At 37.1% G+C, this 15,360-nt stretch carries 17 protein-coding genes, 1 tRNA gene and 1 pseudogene; 13 read left to right on the top strand and 6 right to left on the bottom strand.

Going from position 1 to position 15,360, the window contains the following annotated elements; genetic code table 11:
* The first annotated feature begins 3 nt into the window (after positions 1–3).
* From HCR01_RS18825 to HCR01_RS18785, 10 genes are all read left to right on the top strand, one after another.
* Positions 4–1,341: a glycosyltransferase family 2 protein gene (locus tag HCR01_RS18825; RefSeq protein WP_193197642.1), complete on the top strand. Its 1,338-nt coding sequence runs from the start codon at positions 4–6 to the stop codon at positions 1,339–1,341.
* A 40-nt stretch (positions 1,342–1,381) separates the two neighbouring features.
* Entirely contained in the window at positions 1,382–2,101 is a 720-nt protein-coding gene (locus HCR01_RS18820) for a hypothetical protein (RefSeq protein WP_193197641.1), read from the top strand.
* Between the two features lie 16 nt (positions 2,102–2,117).
* A complete protein-coding gene (locus HCR01_RS18815; protein WP_193197640.1) occupies positions 2,118–3,176 on the top strand; it encodes a glycosyltransferase family 4 protein in 1,059 nt (352 codons plus the stop codon).
* A 185-nt stretch (positions 3,177–3,361) separates the two neighbouring features.
* On the top strand, positions 3,362–3,925 hold the full coding sequence (locus HCR01_RS18810; RefSeq protein ID WP_193197639.1) for a class I SAM-dependent methyltransferase: 564 nt from the start codon (positions 3,362–3,364) through the stop codon (positions 3,923–3,925).
* 7 nt (positions 3,926–3,932) lie between these two features.
* The gene (locus tag HCR01_RS18805) at positions 3,933–4,646 is read left to right on the top strand and encodes a glycosyltransferase family 2 protein (protein ID WP_193197638.1); all 714 of its coding nucleotides are present in this window, start codon (positions 3,933–3,935) and stop codon (positions 4,644–4,646) included.
* 69 nt (positions 4,647–4,715) lie between these two features.
* Positions 4,716–6,182, top strand: a complete 1,467-nt coding sequence (locus tag HCR01_RS18800; RefSeq protein WP_193197637.1) for a hypothetical protein — start codon at positions 4,716–4,718, stop codon at positions 6,180–6,182.
* A 59-nt stretch (positions 6,183–6,241) separates the two neighbouring features.
* Entirely contained in the window at positions 6,242–6,364 is a 123-nt protein-coding gene (locus HCR01_RS40045) for a type II toxin-antitoxin system VapC family toxin (protein ID WP_264299921.1), read from the top strand.
* A gap of 55 nt (positions 6,365–6,419) precedes the next feature.
* Positions 6,420–7,385 carry a GDP-mannose 4,6-dehydratase gene (locus HCR01_RS18795; RefSeq protein ID WP_193197636.1) on the top strand — a complete coding sequence of 322 codons (966 nt, stop codon included), beginning with the start codon at positions 6,420–6,422 and terminating at the stop codon, positions 7,383–7,385.
* Positions 7,386–7,560: 175 nt separating this feature from the next.
* The gene (locus HCR01_RS18790) at positions 7,561–8,865 is read left to right on the top strand and encodes a glycosyltransferase family 4 protein (protein ID WP_193197635.1); all 1,305 of its coding nucleotides are present in this window, start codon (positions 7,561–7,563) and stop codon (positions 8,863–8,865) included.
* Between the two features lie 18 nt (positions 8,866–8,883).
* Entirely contained in the window at positions 8,884–9,954 is a 1,071-nt protein-coding gene (locus tag HCR01_RS18785; RefSeq protein WP_193197768.1) for a glycosyltransferase family 4 protein, read from the top strand.
* 46 nt (positions 9,955–10,000) lie between these two features.
* On the opposite strand, the gene HCR01_RS18780 is transcribed toward HCR01_RS18785, so the two are convergent.
* The gene (locus HCR01_RS18780; protein ID WP_193197634.1) at positions 10,001–10,744 is read right to left on the bottom strand and encodes a 2-phosphosulfolactate phosphatase family protein; all 744 of its coding nucleotides are present in this window, start codon (positions 10,742–10,744) and stop codon (positions 10,001–10,003) included.
* 306 nt (positions 10,745–11,050) lie between these two features.
* Between HCR01_RS18780 and HCR01_RS18775 the strand changes: the two genes are divergently transcribed.
* Both HCR01_RS18775 and HCR01_RS18770 read left to right on the top strand, forming a co-directional pair.
* Entirely contained in the window at positions 11,051–11,470 is a 420-nt protein-coding gene (locus HCR01_RS18775) for a BlaI/MecI/CopY family transcriptional regulator (protein ID WP_162396395.1), read from the top strand.
* On the top strand, positions 11,470–12,312 hold the full coding sequence (locus HCR01_RS18770; RefSeq protein WP_193197767.1) for a M56 family metallopeptidase: 843 nt from the start codon (positions 11,470–11,472) through the stop codon (positions 12,310–12,312). The genes HCR01_RS18775 and HCR01_RS18770 overlap by 1 nt, the downstream gene beginning before the upstream one ends.
* A 64-nt stretch (positions 12,313–12,376) precedes the next feature.
* Here the strand turns inward: HCR01_RS18770 and HCR01_RS18765 are convergent, their stop codons facing one another.
* The 5 genes from HCR01_RS18765 to HCR01_RS18745 all read right to left on the bottom strand — a co-directional run bounded on the left by HCR01_RS18765 (position 12,377) and on the right by HCR01_RS18745 (position 14,934).
* A complete protein-coding gene (locus HCR01_RS18765) occupies positions 12,377–12,847 on the bottom strand; it encodes a GNAT family N-acetyltransferase (protein ID WP_193197633.1) in 471 nt (156 codons plus the stop codon).
* Positions 12,848–12,930: 83 nt separating this feature from the next.
* Positions 12,931–13,002 (bottom strand) — tRNA-Asn (locus HCR01_RS18760).
* Positions 13,003–13,147: 145 nt separating this feature from the next.
* Complete coding sequence (locus tag HCR01_RS18755; RefSeq protein ID WP_193197632.1) at positions 13,148–13,699, bottom strand: NYN domain-containing protein; 552 nt, start codon at positions 13,697–13,699, stop codon at positions 13,148–13,150.
* Between the two features lie 271 nt (positions 13,700–13,970).
* Complete coding sequence (locus HCR01_RS18750) at positions 13,971–14,648, bottom strand: ABC transporter ATP-binding protein (protein ID WP_193197631.1); 678 nt, start codon at positions 14,646–14,648, stop codon at positions 13,971–13,973.
* Positions 14,649–14,661: 13 nt separating this feature from the next.
* Positions 14,662–14,934 (bottom strand): hypothetical protein, encoded by a 273-nt coding sequence (locus HCR01_RS18745; RefSeq protein ID WP_162398029.1) that lies wholly within the window; start codon positions 14,932–14,934, stop codon positions 14,662–14,664.
* Positions 14,935–15,250: 316 nt separating this feature from the next.
* On the opposite strand from HCR01_RS18745, the pseudogene HCR01_RS18740 reads away from it, so the two are divergent.
* Positions 15,251–15,360 (top strand): annotated as a pseudogene (locus HCR01_RS18740) (photosystem II D2 protein (photosystem q(a) protein)); the annotation flags it as partial.

The raw sequence follows: 15,360 nt of genomic DNA, 5'->3' as shown, positions 1-15,360 counted from the left end.
TTTATGAAAACTATCAAACAGCTTATTGAAAAGTATTCATTGGAATTGAGTATAGATAGCTTTTACCTTGATTGCTCTCAAGAAAAGTATTTAGCAAATTACCAAAATGCTGTAGTAATTCATAGTCCTATATTACAAACAAACTTATTTGTTCTTAATGAGTCACTAAAGAATCGCTATGCAAACCTTGTATTTGTAAAAGGTAACAACATTAATAAAAGTAAATTTTCATTAGTTATCTTGGATGAGTTATGGAACAAATTAAGTCCTAAAGGATACCTAGTTTTAGATGAATTTGTAGAAAGTCGTAATTTAAGTATCTATGGTTTAAAGAGCTTAATATATGATTTTTCTGCTGGAACTGCTGAACTTTGTTATGAAAATAGAAATGAAAACACATACGAGCTAGTATTTAGGAAATCTCAACAAGACGAACCACGCCATGCTGGTAAGATAGATGCTTGGTCTTTTGGCGTAATTACACAAGGTAAGCGCAAAGAGTTTGTAGAAAAGCTTTTAGATTCTATTATTGAGCAAAATATTCCAGAATTTGAAATTATTCTTGTTGGTAATTATACACATCCTATTAGTGAAAAATACATTGATAAAGTAAGAATTATTCCGTTCTCCCAACAAGATGAAAAAGGGTGGATAACAAAGAAGAAAAATATAGTAGTTCAAAATGCTAGATATGAAAATCTGCTAGTTGTACATGACAGATTTATTCTCGACAAAAACTTTTATTCTGGTATGTGTCGTTACGGGAACAGCTTTTCAATCCTGACTTGCAAACAGGAAATGTATGATGGAATGCGAACACCAGACTGGGTTTCAGTTAATAATTCTCATGCTTGGGTTACTCCAGCTTGTATGGAATATGAAGATTACTCTCCACTGGTCTACTGTAATGGTGGCTTAACTATCATCAAGAAAACAATAGCATTGCAATATCCTTGGAATGAAATGCTATTTTGGAATCAAGCTGAAGATGTTGAGCTAACACACAGGTTATTCAGGCACGGTTATTTTTTACGTCTTAATCCTTACTCAAAAGCGATAGTTTTGCAGCAAAATAACGTAAGAAACGTATCTGGTGGGTTTGAGCCTTTTATAAATATAGCAGAAGTAAATCCAAATCAGTTTATTTACGCTGATGAACCAAAAGGTCTAGCGCAAAATGCTTACGTATCTAATTCAGGATTACAGAAATTTGACTCACTCGAATTTGAATTAATTCAAGCTCAATCTAGGATTACAGCAATGGAAAGTAGCAAATTTTGGAAGTTGCGAAAGGCATGGTTTAAACTGAAGCAAGCGTTGAGATTAAGAGTAAGCGATTAATAAGCTTGCTAATATCTATAGTTTTTCAGATCTATAACTATTGGCTATTCCTTTACCTCAAGTTGTATTTGTAAATGCTGTTATGGAAACTTTTCGAGAATTATCAATGTTAAAAGCAACCATTAGCATTCATAATCCCTTGATTGATGCAGAAGAACTATATAAGCTAATTCAAGCTGGCATAGAGTTGAGGAATATAAAGCTAGATGAGGTTCAACCATCTCTTAGATTTATTTCTATGCAACATCGCGCTGCAATAGCAAATAAACTTAAAGAGCTTGACGCATGGCGTATAGAAAAAGCAAGTTTGGAAATGAGAGTAGCAGAAATGGAGCAAGAGTTAACCAAGCTATATATTAAACAGGATAGTTTGCTTGCCGAAGTACATCAACTTGCGGAAACACATCAAGGATTAGGTCTAAAGGGTTTGCTATGGCTGACTGCTAAGCAGTCTGTAATTACTACCAAGAATTATCTCATCAAAATAATTGATTTGCTCAACCTAACTTCTGTTCGATCTCTATTGCTAAAAATATTTAGAAATAAACCTTTGATTTCTCAAGGGACAGTAATCCCAGAATCTAGTCTTACCAACGATGAAAAAAAAGATATAAATGATACTACAAAAGAAATTTATATAAACAAAAGTTCAGACCCTTTACTTTCATATTTAGCTTTACAGCAGAGTTATAATTCAATTTTGGAAAAGAGAATAACAGAAATGGAGCAAGAGCTAAAAAAGCTAGAAGTTAAAGAATAAACATAAAAAATTAGAAATGTCATACGTAATTAACCAGATTCTTCCAAGCTTGGTTCACGGTGATGCTGTTGTAAATGTAGGATTTTATATCAAGCAAATTTTAGTGTCTCAAGGACATATTTGCAACCTATATTTTCAGAATGCTGAACAAGGTTTAACTCTAAGCAAAGAATTAGAGGTACACAATCTACTCAATGAACCAACAGACATTTTGATTTATCATGTTTGCACCTATGCTCCGATATGTGATAATATGTTTCTAAATAGTTTAGGCAAAAAAGTGATTGTTTATCACAACATTACACCTTCTCACTTTCTTGCACCTTATGATTTGAATTTATCCAAAATAATAAATGAGGCTTCTCAGGGAGTAAAAAATTTTAAGTCTGTAGATCTAGCGATCGCAGATTCAAATTTCAACGCCATAGAACTAAAAGATTTAGGATTTAGTAACGTTTATACTGTCCCCCTATTTTTTGAAGAACATCAATGCATTCCTGATGCAGAGATATTAGATGGTTATAAAGATGGCTGGATAAACTTTTTATTTGTCGGTCGATTAGCTCCTAATAAATGTCAGGAAGATGTGATTAAAGCTTTTGCTTATTACTGCAACTACATTAATCGTCAGTCCAGATTGATTTTAGTTGGCTCAACTATGTTTTCAAGTTATACGAATTTCCTGAAGCAGGTCGCTGAAATTGAAGGGGTTCAGCATCATGTAATTTTTACCGAAAAAGTTCCATTCAGCCAGCTGAAGGCTTATTACCAAGTTGCGGATATCTTTATGTGTATGAGTGAGCACGAAGGGTTCTGTGTGCCTTTATTAGAAGCAATGCAACATGACATTCCAATTATCGCCTATGCAAGTTCAGCAGTACCAGAAACTCTTGGAGAAGCTGGGATTTTAGTTAACCAAAAAGATATACCTGTAATTGCAGAATTAGCTCATTTGTTGGTTAATAATCAATCGTTGAGATCGAAAGTAATTCAAAGTCAAAGGTCGAGATTAGAAAATTTTAAACCGGAAGTGTTTGCTGAGAATTTTATGAATGTACTAAGTAAAGTATTCTAAATTTTTACTGAAGCTGTAGCTGGGAAACATAACATATAAAATTTGATTAATAGATTATACTTATCAAAAACATAAGCTTAGGTATTATTATGATGAATGTAATAGAAAGTTTAAACAACTAAAAGCTTGAAATTCTCAAGATAAAGGGACTAATAGAACCCTTTTACCCATCAAAGCAAATAAATATGAGTGAACCATTTTTAGAACCGATATTACGATATCTCAGGCTGCAAAGAGTAATATCCCACATTCCTAAAAACTCTGTTGTTTTAGATGTCGGCTGTGGTAGTTCGGCAACTTTTCTCAAAAGTATTTCTCCTCGTATTAAGCAAGGATTCGGTGTTGATTTTAAAGTCAGAGAGTTTCACTTAGATAATATACAAACCAAGCAGCTGATGCTTGAAAATAATTTACCGTTTAAGGATGAAAGCTTTGATGTTGTAACGATGCTGGCAGTTTTAGAACATATAGAACATGAAAAAGAGATTTTAAAAGAGATTTATAGAGTTCTTGTTCCTAAAGGTAAACTTATACTCACAGTCCCATCAGTTTGGTCGCAGCCGATACTAGAATTTTTGGCTTACAGGTTAAAAATAGTCAGTAAGGCAGAGATTCAAGATCACAAAAGATACTATAATCGCGAAAAGCTTAGAAAAGTTTTAGTAAATTTGACTGGGTTTCAAGAATTTCATCACCAATATTTTCAGTTTTGGATGAACAATTTTTGTACAGTGACTAAAAAGGATTAATTGTTACATGAGGCTATCTGTTGTTATTCCTTGTTACAACGAATTAGGAACTATAAGCAAAGTTGTTGAAGCTGTTAAAGCATCTCCTGTCAAAAATTGTGAAATTATTATTGTGGATGATTGTTCAATTGACGGAACGACAAAACTGCTTAGATCAAAAATAGAGCCACAGGTAGATCAAGTAATTTACCACAATAAAAACAGAGGCAAGGGTGCAGCTTTAAAAACCGGCTTTGCTGTGGCTACTGGAGATATTGTTATCGTTCAAGACGCAGATTTGGAGTACGACCCACAAGAATACCCCTTAATAATTCAACCTATTTTAGATGACAAAGCTGATGTAGTTTTTGGTTCACGTTTCCAGGGTGGCAAACCCCATAGAGTAGTTTACTATTGGCACATGGTAGGCAATACTTTTTTAACTATGTTATCTAATATGTTCACTAATATTAATCTGACAGATATGGAAACTTGTTATAAGGCTTTTAGGCGGGAAGTGATTCAATCTATCACAATAGAAGAAAATCGGTTTGGATTTGAACCTGAAATTACAGCTAAGGTTGCGAAAATGGAATGTCGTATTTATGAAGTAGGTATATCTTATTATGGTCGGACTTATAAGGAAGGTAAAAAAATAGGTTGGAAAGATGGAGTTAGGGCAATTATATGCATTTTGAAATATAATTTATTTTCATCTAAACGAAATAAATATCAAAGATGAATTTTTAAGATATAAGAATATAATTAATTGAATGCTTAATTTATTATCTATGGATAATTAATAGTTGTTATGCATATCAAGAAACTAGTATACAGAACATTTATTTTTATCGTATTTTTATTATCTTTTCGCTCTTATGCTGGATATTTATCTCCTGAGTTAAATTCAGATAGTGCAGTCCATGCACTAATGGCTCATGATTTAAAACTACCTGAAGATTTATACTATTGGGGACAGAATAGATTAGGTAGTATAGTACCAATATTAGGACATTACTTGACTCAAATTACTTCGTTTAGCCCTATAAAATCTGTTTCTATAGCTCAATTTGTATTTATATACTTAGGTTATTGTATTTTAGCAAATTTATTTAGGAATCTTTCATCTAAAGTAATATTTGCATTAATTTGGTTTTTTCCAACGTCTATATTTACTGATTTAATTACATTAGCACATCCTTACGCTCCACAATTTTGTTTTATAGGAATCAGCATACACCTGTTTTTAAATTTTGAAGCTTTTTCAAAAAATATTTATAAAAATTGCTTTTTAATTTTTACATCTGTAGCATTTATTTATGCTTCTTTATGGATTTCTGATTTTTCTATAATTACTCTAATAATTTTAAATTGTACTTTCTTATTCTTATTAAAAAACATTTCAAAAATAAATGTGAGAACAAGTTGTTTTTTAACTTTGTTAGTTGCGAATTTAGTTGGAAGTTTGTTTATTTTCTATGCGAAATCAAATTCTAGTTTTCACTACTCTGAATATACGGGCTTAAATAATACAGAGGAAACTTGGTTTATTGTCAAAAAAGCAATAAGTAATATTAAGACTAATATATTATTTCAAAATAATAACTTTTTCCTAAGTTTGTGGACTGTCTTAGTTTTTCTTCTGACTGCATTTATAATCTATACGTATCTTTTCAAAAAAATAAATTTCCAAAAGATACCCCAACTTTTTTATATTCTTATGATTAACGTAATTTTGGGTTTATTTCTACTTATTCTATCCAAATGGGTATTTATTAACCAGGCTGAGCCACGTTATTTTATTGCCATATATATATTAATATGGATATCAATTATGGTGTTAACAGAATCAGCAGAAGGTGTAATTCAGAAAAAGATGTATGGTATTACCTTGGCTATTGCAATCATTTCGTCTTTAACTTTGCCTAGCTATGTCTTTAGCTTAGAAAAAGCGGAACCTAAGATTCAACAAATGCAAGAAATTAAAACTTTAGGACAAGTTGGTATCATAGGTGATTATTGGACTTCATACTTGATTGGAGCAATTGATCCAGAGTTACTTGCTGTTACTCCGCATGACAAAGCTACTGTTCGATGTCTTAAATGTGTAAATAAAGTAATCGAATCAGAAACGATTTATCTTGTAAAAGAGCAATGGCTGGAAAACTTTCCTAATCAAATAAAGCAATTTAATCATAATTTAGAAAAAGTAAGTTCTCCCATAAATTTAGGTGGTTATACATTGGCTGCATACAAAAAGAAGAACAAAACTAACTAAATTAAAGCTTATACTGCGATCACAGATATAATTCTTTTAAATTCAGCTTTGGCGGGAAAATGCCTTGTGCAACATTGCCAAAAAGGGGAACTAAACGATCGCCTTTACCAGACTTTTATATTGGCGCTCATGCTGCGATCGCGGACATGATACTTTTAACTAGAGATGTAATCACTACCTAACTTATTTTCCATTATTAGAATTCATAGCTCCAGAATATTAATCATTGAATAGCAAATGACACTTAAAAAAGCCCTAATTACTGGCTTAACCGGACAAGACGGATCTTATCTTGCCGAACTCCTCCTAACCAAAGGCTATCAAGTATTCGGTTTAGTGCGCCGTTCCAGCACCAGTAATCTAGAACGGATTACCCACCTTTCAGGCGAGATTCAAATTGTATCCGGTGATCTTCTTGATCAATCCTCCTTAATGGATGTGATAGATGAATCACAACCTGACGAAATTTATAACCTCGCCTCCCAAAGCTACGTTCCCCTTTCTTGGACACAACCCGCTCTCACCGCCGAATACACAGCCCTTGGTGTCTCCCGTTTACTAGAATCCATTCGTCGCTGTAAACCAGACGCAAAATTCTATCAAGCCTCCAGTAGTGAAGTCTTTGGTCAACCCGATGACTCACCCCAAACTGAACGTACAGCCTTCCGTCCTCGTAATCCTTATGGTGTTGCCAAAGCTTATGCTCATTGGATGACCATTAACTATCGGCAAAAATATAATCTTTATACCTGCTGCGGTATTACTTATACTCACGAATCACCTCGACGTGGCACAGAATTTGTATTTCGTAAAATCACACATGCAGCTGCCCAAATTAAGCTTGGTCTGGCAAATGAATTAAAATTGGGCAACCTAGATGCTCGCCGTGATTGGTGCTATGCAAAAGATGCTGTTTATGCGATGTGGCTGATGTTGCAACAGGAAATGCCAAATGACTATATCATTGCTAGTGGTGAAACCCACTCTGTAAAAGAACTTGTTGAGTGCGCTTTCAATAGTGTTGGTTTAAACTGGCAAGATTATGTTTTAGTTGACCCCGCTTTCTACCGCCCCGATGAACCCATTCAGTTGGTTGGCTGCATTGATAAAATTAAAACCGAGATAGATTGGCAGCCTCAGTATTCCTTTAATGAATTAGTTGAGTTAATGGTTGATTATGACCTCAAGAAATTGAGCAGTTAGATAGACTAGCTTCCCAATTTAGCTAATTAATTATTTGACCCAATATAAAGCAACAAAATTTCCTCAAGAATAAAATTCTCAAGTTCTCAAATTATGTATTTTATTCTGAGGTTTGTGATGTCTAGATTTAGGCAAAAATAGAAACAAAAATAAGCAATTACAACTAGAGTCTCAGATGAGAATATTTATAGATTGCACTCATACAGCAAAACACACATATAAAAATACTGGAATCCATCGAGTAGTTCGTGAACTTTCATCGGAAATGTTGAAACTAAGTTCGACTAGTCCAGATATAGAAATAGCAGCAGTTATGTTTGATGGTAAATCTATAGTCAGAGTGACTAATCTTAATCAACAAAATTACAGTCAAACTACCAAGAGGAACCAGTATCTTTACCCAATAATCAAAATCAATAGAAAAATCCAGGTTTTGCTTTCTAAGCTCAAAAATAAAATTATAAATTTATTTTCAAATACATTGTATTTAGTTGATTCGTTAAATTTAAATGAACATAAAAATATTTATCTGGAATTAGATGCTTATAAAATTCAACCAGGAGATATATACATCATAGCCGATGCAAATTGGGATTTACCTAAAACATACTATAGATTTTTACAGATTCTAAAAAAACATCAAGTTACCATTGTAATTATATGTTACGATCTCATACCTATAAAATTTCCTGAATTTTCTTCAAAGAGATTTACTGAGGCTTTTACAAATTTTTACAGAGAGTATTCAACCTTATTTGATCAAGTTTTATGTATATCTAAAAATAGTGTTGAAGATTATAAATACGCCCAAAAGCAGGGAATAGTAGCCAATGATAATCCAAATTTAATAGTCAAAAGCTTTCGTTTAGGATGTGACTATTCTAATCATGATTACTCACTAAATGCAGAGTTTGATAATTTTAATGAAACTTTTATTGAACTACTAAATAAAAGATATATTTTAGTAGTAGGAAGTTTAGTTCCTCATAAAAATATTCAAGGTATTATAGCAGCGTTTGATTTATTGGTAGATTCAAATAATGAAAACATACATTTAATCTTTGCGGGCAATAGAGGTTGGCACTCCAAGACTGACGCGCTAATAGAATCTAATAAAATGTATGGCAAGTTTATACATATATTAGGTTCGGTTAGCGATGCTCAGCTAAAAGCTCTCTATAAAAACTGTTACTGCTTAGTTCAAGCCTCTTTTTATGAGGGATTTGGACTACCAGTTGTAGAAGCACTACAATACTGTAAACCTGTAATTGCTAGCACTGGTGGCTCTTTACCTGAAGTAGGAGGAGACTTCTGTATATATTTTGATCCGACTCAACCAACTGAACTCCACCAAGCTTTAAAAAAGCTGCTTGATTCAGATATTTACTACAATCATTTGGTTGATCAGATCAAAAATGAATATAGACCATTCTCTTGGAAAGAATCCGCTGAACAATTTATCTCTCATTTATGTAGTTAAATTAAGTTTTAATAAAAGCTGAAAAAGTTGTTAGTTAATCTCTCTTTTCTGTCAACTAAACCTACAGGTATAACAACCTACGCTTTAAATCTTCTTCCAAATTTACAACCTCTCAAACTGAGGTTATTAACTTCGCAGATCATTCCCAAGTATGACTGCTATCCAATTTTACCAAATTTAACACCAGACCAAGGTATAAAAGGGCATTTTGATCGCCTTGTTTGGACGCAATTTAAATTACCGCAAATCTATAAACAGCTAAAATCACAACTATTATTTTCTCCACTCCCAGAAGCACCTCTTTATAGTAATTGTCGCTTTGTCGTGATGTTTCACGACTTAATACCGTTGCGCTTTCCTAAACGCTTTTCACCGTTGATACCCTACCATCGCTACTATATTCCCCAAGTTCTCAACCAAGCGCAACATATTATCTGTAACTCCAACGCCACAGCTAAAGACATTATTGACTTTTACCAAATTCCAGCTAGCAAAATTACCCCTATACCCCTTGCTCACGATCGCAATCACTATCGTTTTCTCAACCTACCCACCCGTAACTACTTTCTCTACATTGGACGCCAAGATCCTTACAAAAACCTACATCGACTGATTTCCGCTTTCGCTACACTACCAAACAGCGATGACTACGAATTGTGGTTAGCCGGTTCAATTGATCAGCGTTATACGCCAGTTTTAAAAGCACAAGTTGAGGAACTAGGTATAACTAATCAGGTAAAGTTTCTCGATTATGTTGCTTACAACGAATTGCCGAAAATCATCAATCAAGCGATCGCTCTTGTCTTTCCTAGTCTCTGGGAAGGCTTTGGTTTTCCTGTCCTGGAAGCAATGGCTTGCGGTACTCCTGTGATCACCTCCAACATTTCTTCTCTTCCAGAAGTTGCCGGTGACGCAGCGATTTTGATCAATCCCTACAACATAGAGGAAATAAGCAAAGCAATGCAAGCAATTGCCACCGATTCAGCTTTGCGATCGCACCTTTCCCACCAAGGGATCACTCGCTCTCAACAATTCAGTTGGGAAAAAACAGGAAAAGCTACTGTCGAAGTTTTATCACGCTATCTGTAAAAGAAGTTAAGAGCCAGAATTCATCTGACTCTTGTATTGTAGTTATCTATTTTGCTTCTTGACTTTTTAAAACTCCCGTTTCTTGTTGTATGGGCAAGACATCTAAAATATCAGTTTGAGAACAATATTTTAAGTCTTCATAACATTCCAGGCGCAATAGTCGCTGGCCGTGACTAGCTTGGTGCAACAATCCTAATAAATCGCCTTGCCACTGTGAGTAAAGAGCGATCGCGCTAATTACTTCATCATTACCAGCTAATTCCTCCTGCGACAATTTAGTTTGCTGTACAAGACTATGGGCGATCGCGCCTGCACAAACTGTATCCTCTAAAGAAAAAGAGCCTTCCCAACCTGAACCAACAATCCATACTGTCTCTGGTTGCTTCTCCAAGAGATACTGCACTACCGCCGCCCGATTGATTAAGGCTGCTGCTAATACAGCTGGAGATTCTTGTACTCGTTGTAAAGCGCGAGTGCCATTAGTAGTACTGATAAACAAGCGACGTCCCGCCACTAATTCTTGTGTGCAATCAAGGGGAGAGTTACCTAATTCAAAGCCAGTTACTTTCGCGCCGCCGCGTTCTCCAGCTCGTAGGCGTTTTTCTGAAGGCCATTTTTCGCTAACTTCGATTAGTTGATCTAAATCACTGAAGACTTGCACCGCTTCGCCTCCAGCCGCTAGGACAGTCGCGATTGTGCTAGTGGCTCGCAAGACATCGACTGCGATCGCACAATCTGGCGCTTTATCCGTTGGAGTCAATTCCGGAGTGTGATATACGAATAGCTTCACGCGCTGGATACACCTGCTCTAATACTATTGCCGCAAATAACATTTTACCTACTTGGTGTCACTAACTACAGTTCCAGTTGACCATAGAGCGTTTTTTAGCATTCAAATCCACGATACATACCATTCATGAAATCCAAAAAAAGTCTAAAAAAGCCTGCTCCCATGCTTCTGGGCTTTCAGACTTGCTGCACTATCTTGTAATCTGAAAGAACAAACCTGCTAAAGCTGTGTTTGACGCTTCAAGTTGGTATGACTAAGTAGCCTGACGCTTGCTAATTCCACTCCGCTCATCCCACCAAAACTGATATGGCACCTTTACCCGACTACCGCCCTAAACAATTGTCTGTAGGCCCGTTGGAAGCGGAAATTTTAAATATTATCTGGGAACTTGGTTCAGCTACAGTCAAGGATGTACACGATCGCATTCTGGCTGATCCCAACCGAGAATTAGCTTATACTTCTGTAACCACCGTTCTGCGTCGTCTCACTGATAAAGGTTGGCTGACATGCAACAAACAAGGACGGGCATTTTACTGGCAACCATTGCTGACTAAGCAGCAATCAGCGGTAATCAAAGCACACGAGCAGTTGCAGCGATTTCTCGCCGTTGGTAATCCTGATGTTGTCGCTGCCTTTGCTGATAGTCTAGATGAAGCAGCCAGCGAGCAAATAGAAGCGATCGCCAAACGCATTCAAGCTGCACGCCAAGCCAGGGAGGAAAAATGATGCATCTAATGATGATTGTGATTGTTTTGGCAGTTGCTTGGTGGTTGAGATCTTCTTGGAATCAACCCCAAGGTAGTTGGAATCTGCGCTGGCGGCGATCGCTGTTTTTATTTCTTTTCCCTCCCTTGCTAATTTTCATGACTGCGATCGCCGTACTGTGCATGGGGCCTCAAGGACAAATGGGCGGGATGTATACAGGCTGGTTCAGTTATGTGCTGGCGTTAATTTCCCTAGCATTCTTTGCCATTTTGTGCATTAAACTTGCCTTCCAGGGATTGCAGTCTGTAAAATCTGCCCGCAACTGTCATCTGATTAAGCTTGAGGATAGAGAAGTCCGACTACTTCAAACAGGTGCGCTGTTCGCAGGTCAAATTGGTTTTTGGCAACCCGAACTAGTCGTTAGCCAGGGATTACTGCAAACTCTTTCACCCACTCATATAGAAAGCGTTTTAGCGCATGAGCAAGGGCATTACTATTACAGGGATACATTCTGGTTTTTTTGGCTGGGTTGGGTGCGTTCCTGTACTGCTTGGTTACCAAACACAGAGCCTTTGTGGCAAGAACTGTTAGTTTTGCGTGAACTCCGTGCTGACGGTTATGCAGCATTGCAGGTAGATCCTCTGGTGCTAGCGGAATCACTTTTATTAGTGGTTAGTATCAGTCCTGTATTGCCGGAAATTTGTTGTGCTGCGTTGGGTTCCTCTGGTGCAGGTGATCGCTTAGAACAAAGAATAGAAGCTTTATTAATGCCAGCAGAATTAGCCCCAGAAGTTCAGTTACAGTCCTGGCATAGCTTCCTGTTAGCGTTCTTGCCTTTAGTAACCGTAATATTTCACACTTAAAAACTTAAAATATTAATGTGTAATATCAATTACCTATTACTAGAATATTGTTAATTCTAAGTTCCTAAGCCATACACCAAAGCAACCAGTAATATTCGACGTTGGGTTTACCGTTGATTTTATTTGTTGATAATTTGCCGATTTTGAAACCGTGCCGTTCGTAAAATGCACGAGCTTGTATATTCTGTTGTAATGTGTGCAGCTTGAGTCCTTGCGAACAAATTACCTTTGCTTTCTCAAGCAAGGCCGAACCTATACCTTGATTCTGATAGGCCGTGTCTACAAAAAGCTGCTCCAAGCATTGTTCCTCTTGCATGACTACAATAAAACCCACAATGCGATTTTCTACTTCAGCAACCCAAACATTTCCTCTTACCGCCAGTTCATTATTAAAGCGAGCTTCCCATTCAACATAAGACTGTGGGTGTTGAATGTGGGGAAATGTTTGATGCCAAGTTTGATACCAAAGTTGAACAGTATCTTCTAAGTCGTTTGGTTGATAGGGACGAATTTTTACCGCGAAAAGACCGACCATTCATGAAATCTACAGCCTGATCCAGTGACCAGAGTTTTCAGAAATGTAAAGTTTTTCTTTTTATACTTTAATTTTTTATTTAACTCCCCAGGCTGGATTCGAACCAGCGACCAATCGATTAACAGTCGATCGCTCTACCACTGAGCTACTGAGGATCACCCACAGTTTATAATAGTAAGGCTAACGGATAGGATTTGGCAAGTACTTCCGCCAAAATATTTTTTTTAGATGCTTAATAATAGAATTTTTGCAGCCAAAACCCTCTCTTAAACTTAAGTCCAGACCTTTGGATGCTAAAATCTACTGTAATCCCATTCGCAATTCAGCCAAACGCTGCCGTGCTTTAGCATCAATAGCATTGGCCAAAAACCTACTCTTAGATTGTTTACGTGTATGATACTTTTGCCGCATCCGACAAATAGTAGCTTCCACTTCGCCACAGAGCTGTTGTGCCGACAACCATTCAGCTCCATACCCCTGTACCATTAATTGCTGTGCTCTATCTGATGTGGCAACAATCACACGAGAAATCAGAGATTGAGCAACTTGCTGCCGCATAGACGCACAGGATTTTTCAATGTAGGTATCTGCCGTCTGTCCAAAATCGGTGTAATAAACTGATAAAAGCTCAGTTATCATTTCTTTATTGCTAGAGGCGTTATGGTATTGAGCATCAAAAACTATTTGAGTTACATAACCTTGAAACGCACTATAACCCGTCATCGCTTCAACAAGTTCTCCGCGTGCTGCCTCCAGTCCAGCGCTATCACGGGTCTTTTTAAGGCAAGGCCAAGCGCCAATTATATTGTAGCCGTCCACTAACAAAACGGCTTGGAGTAAGGAACGGGGCATGGTTTTTAATCACAATTTTCTAGAGTTAACAAAATTCATTCATAAGATTTATAATAATTGATGCATTGTCTGTAACACTATGTTACAAAAAACAAAAATGCGTCAGGTTCATAAAACTGACCTTAAGACAGACGCACCAACTTAAAACGCGCCTTTTCAAAAAAGGCGCGTAGCAGTTTTTTATTATTACTGGGTGCTGAGTATTTACTTCTTCCTACCCAGCACGAGCTAAACGCTCCGCTACCGCTAACGGAACTCAGCACTAACTAAATCAAGAGGCTTCGGTGTTTACCTCCATTAGACGTTGTTTGAGACGCTGGGCTTCACCCCAATCTACCAGACAGCCTTTTTCTAGTAAGAAAGCACCATCACAGTAATTTAACTCGTCTAATCGATGTGTCACCCACAAAGCTGTAATACCCCGACTTTTAACCAAGCTGCGGACACCAGCTACTAAATCCAGTTGGCTATCTGGATCTAGTAAGGCAGTGGGTTCATCTAATAGTAAGACTTCACAGTGACGGGCGATCGCACCCGCGATCGCTACTCGCTGCTTTTGTCCCCCAGAAAGCGCATATATAGGACGTCGTTGTAAGGCAAGCAAATTGACCGCCCCTAGCGCCTCCTCAACTCTTGCTCTCACCGCAGCAGGTGGCAATTGTTCTTCCACTAATCCAAACGCTACATCAGCACCAACCGTTGGCATTACCAGTTGATGATCTGGATTTTGGAAAACAAAACCAATAGGATGCAAAACCCGAATTTCACCAGACTCAGCAGATAATAACCCTGCCAGTAGTCTAAGTAACGTTGATTTGCCACTGCCATTTGTACCCAAGAGCATCCAAAACTCACCCTTGGGTACTTCTAGTGAGCAAGATTTGATTGCTGTTTCGCCATTAGGCCAACTGAAGTTTAAATTCTTGACCTCGATGCCCACTTCCGCCATTTATATACCTTGGTTACTCAGCCGCTACTGCAAAAAACCCAGGAGGTCTACCACCAGCAGTGGTTACACCATCTTTCTGAACAATCTGTACTCCAGAAATTTCACTAGCACGGACAGCAATTTTTTTCTCTGTCTTGCCTTCGCACTTTAGTTCCACAATGTCAGGATTGCCAGAACGTATTGCAGCCAAGATTAGCTGATAGACAGCCTCAGCATCTTCGGCTGACTTACGTTGTACTGAAATGGGGAAAGCAGTGTTCCTGATGCTTAAGTCGATGGTAAACATTTAGCATTAATCAAATTTAACTGTAGGATTCATTTTAGCGTCAGCTGGCTGATTCCTGGGGGATGGAGAACAAGAGGAGAGGGGATAACAATTTTAAAATTATTCTTCCTTTAGTGTGATCGCATCTGTATCAAAGGTTAAATTTAATGACAAATACCCTAGAAAGATTAGCGATTTGCACCTATTATGATTAAAGGTACGTAAAAAATTGTAAACTAGGTAGACAACCTGTTAACTTTCTGCTTATGGATGGCTGTAAAATAGTCATTTATATACAGATACGACCTGTACTTATAACATTTGGAGATTTGCTCTCATGACCATCGCAATTGGACGCGCGCCCAGTAGAGGGTGGTTTGACGTTCTAGACGACTGGTTAAAGCGCGATCGCTTCGTATTCGTAGGATGGTCAGGGATATTATTATT

The organism is Nostoc sp. MG11 (assembly GCF_014904695.1).
Lineage (GTDB): Bacteria > Cyanobacteriota > Cyanobacteriia > Cyanobacteriales > Nostocaceae > Komarekiella.
Note: the sequence above shows the minus strand (reverse complement) of the source record. Positions and strands in the feature narration are given on the sequence as shown.

Bases quoted from the DNA above. Each gene is read 5' to 3' on its own strand.
- HCR01_RS18825 (WP_193197642.1), top strand. From the start codon at position 4: ATGAAAACTATCAAACAGCTTATTGAAAAGTATTCATTGGAATTGAGT.
- HCR01_RS18815 (WP_193197640.1), top strand. From the start codon at position 2,118: ATGTCATACGTAATTAACCAGATTCTTCCAAGCTTGGTTCACGGTGAT.
- HCR01_RS18810 (WP_193197639.1), top strand. From the start codon at position 3,362: ATGAGTGAACCATTTTTAGAACCGATATTACGATATCTCAGGCTGCAA.
- HCR01_RS18805 (WP_193197638.1), top strand. From the start codon at position 3,933: ATGAGGCTATCTGTTGTTATTCCTTGTTACAACGAATTAGGAACTATA.
- HCR01_RS18800 (WP_193197637.1), top strand. From the start codon at position 4,716: ATGCATATCAAGAAACTAGTATACAGAACATTTATTTTTATCGTATTT.
- HCR01_RS40045 (WP_264299921.1), top strand. From the start codon at position 6,242: ATGCCTTGTGCAACATTGCCAAAAAGGGGAACTAAACGATCGCCTTTA.
- HCR01_RS18795 (WP_193197636.1), top strand. From the start codon at position 6,420: ATGACACTTAAAAAAGCCCTAATTACTGGCTTAACCGGACAAGACGGA.
- HCR01_RS18790 (WP_193197635.1), top strand. From the start codon at position 7,561: ATGAGAATATTTATAGATTGCACTCATACAGCAAAACACACATATAAA.
- HCR01_RS18775 (WP_162396395.1), top strand. From the start codon at position 11,051: ATGGCACCTTTACCCGACTACCGCCCTAAACAATTGTCTGTAGGCCCG.
- HCR01_RS18770 (WP_193197767.1), top strand. From the start codon at position 11,470: ATGCATCTAATGATGATTGTGATTGTTTTGGCAGTTGCTTGGTGGTTG.
- HCR01_RS18765 (WP_193197633.1), bottom strand. From the start codon at position 12,847: ATGGTCGGTCTTTTCGCGGTAAAAATTCGTCCCTATCAACCAAACGAC.
- HCR01_RS18755 (WP_193197632.1), bottom strand. From the start codon at position 13,699: ATGCCCCGTTCCTTACTCCAAGCCGTTTTGTTAGTGGACGGCTACAAT.
- HCR01_RS18750 (WP_193197631.1), bottom strand. From the start codon at position 14,648: ATGGCGGAAGTGGGCATCGAGGTCAAGAATTTAAACTTCAGTTGGCCT.
- HCR01_RS18745 (WP_162398029.1), bottom strand. From the start codon at position 14,934: ATGTTTACCATCGACTTAAGCATCAGGAACACTGCTTTCCCCATTTCA.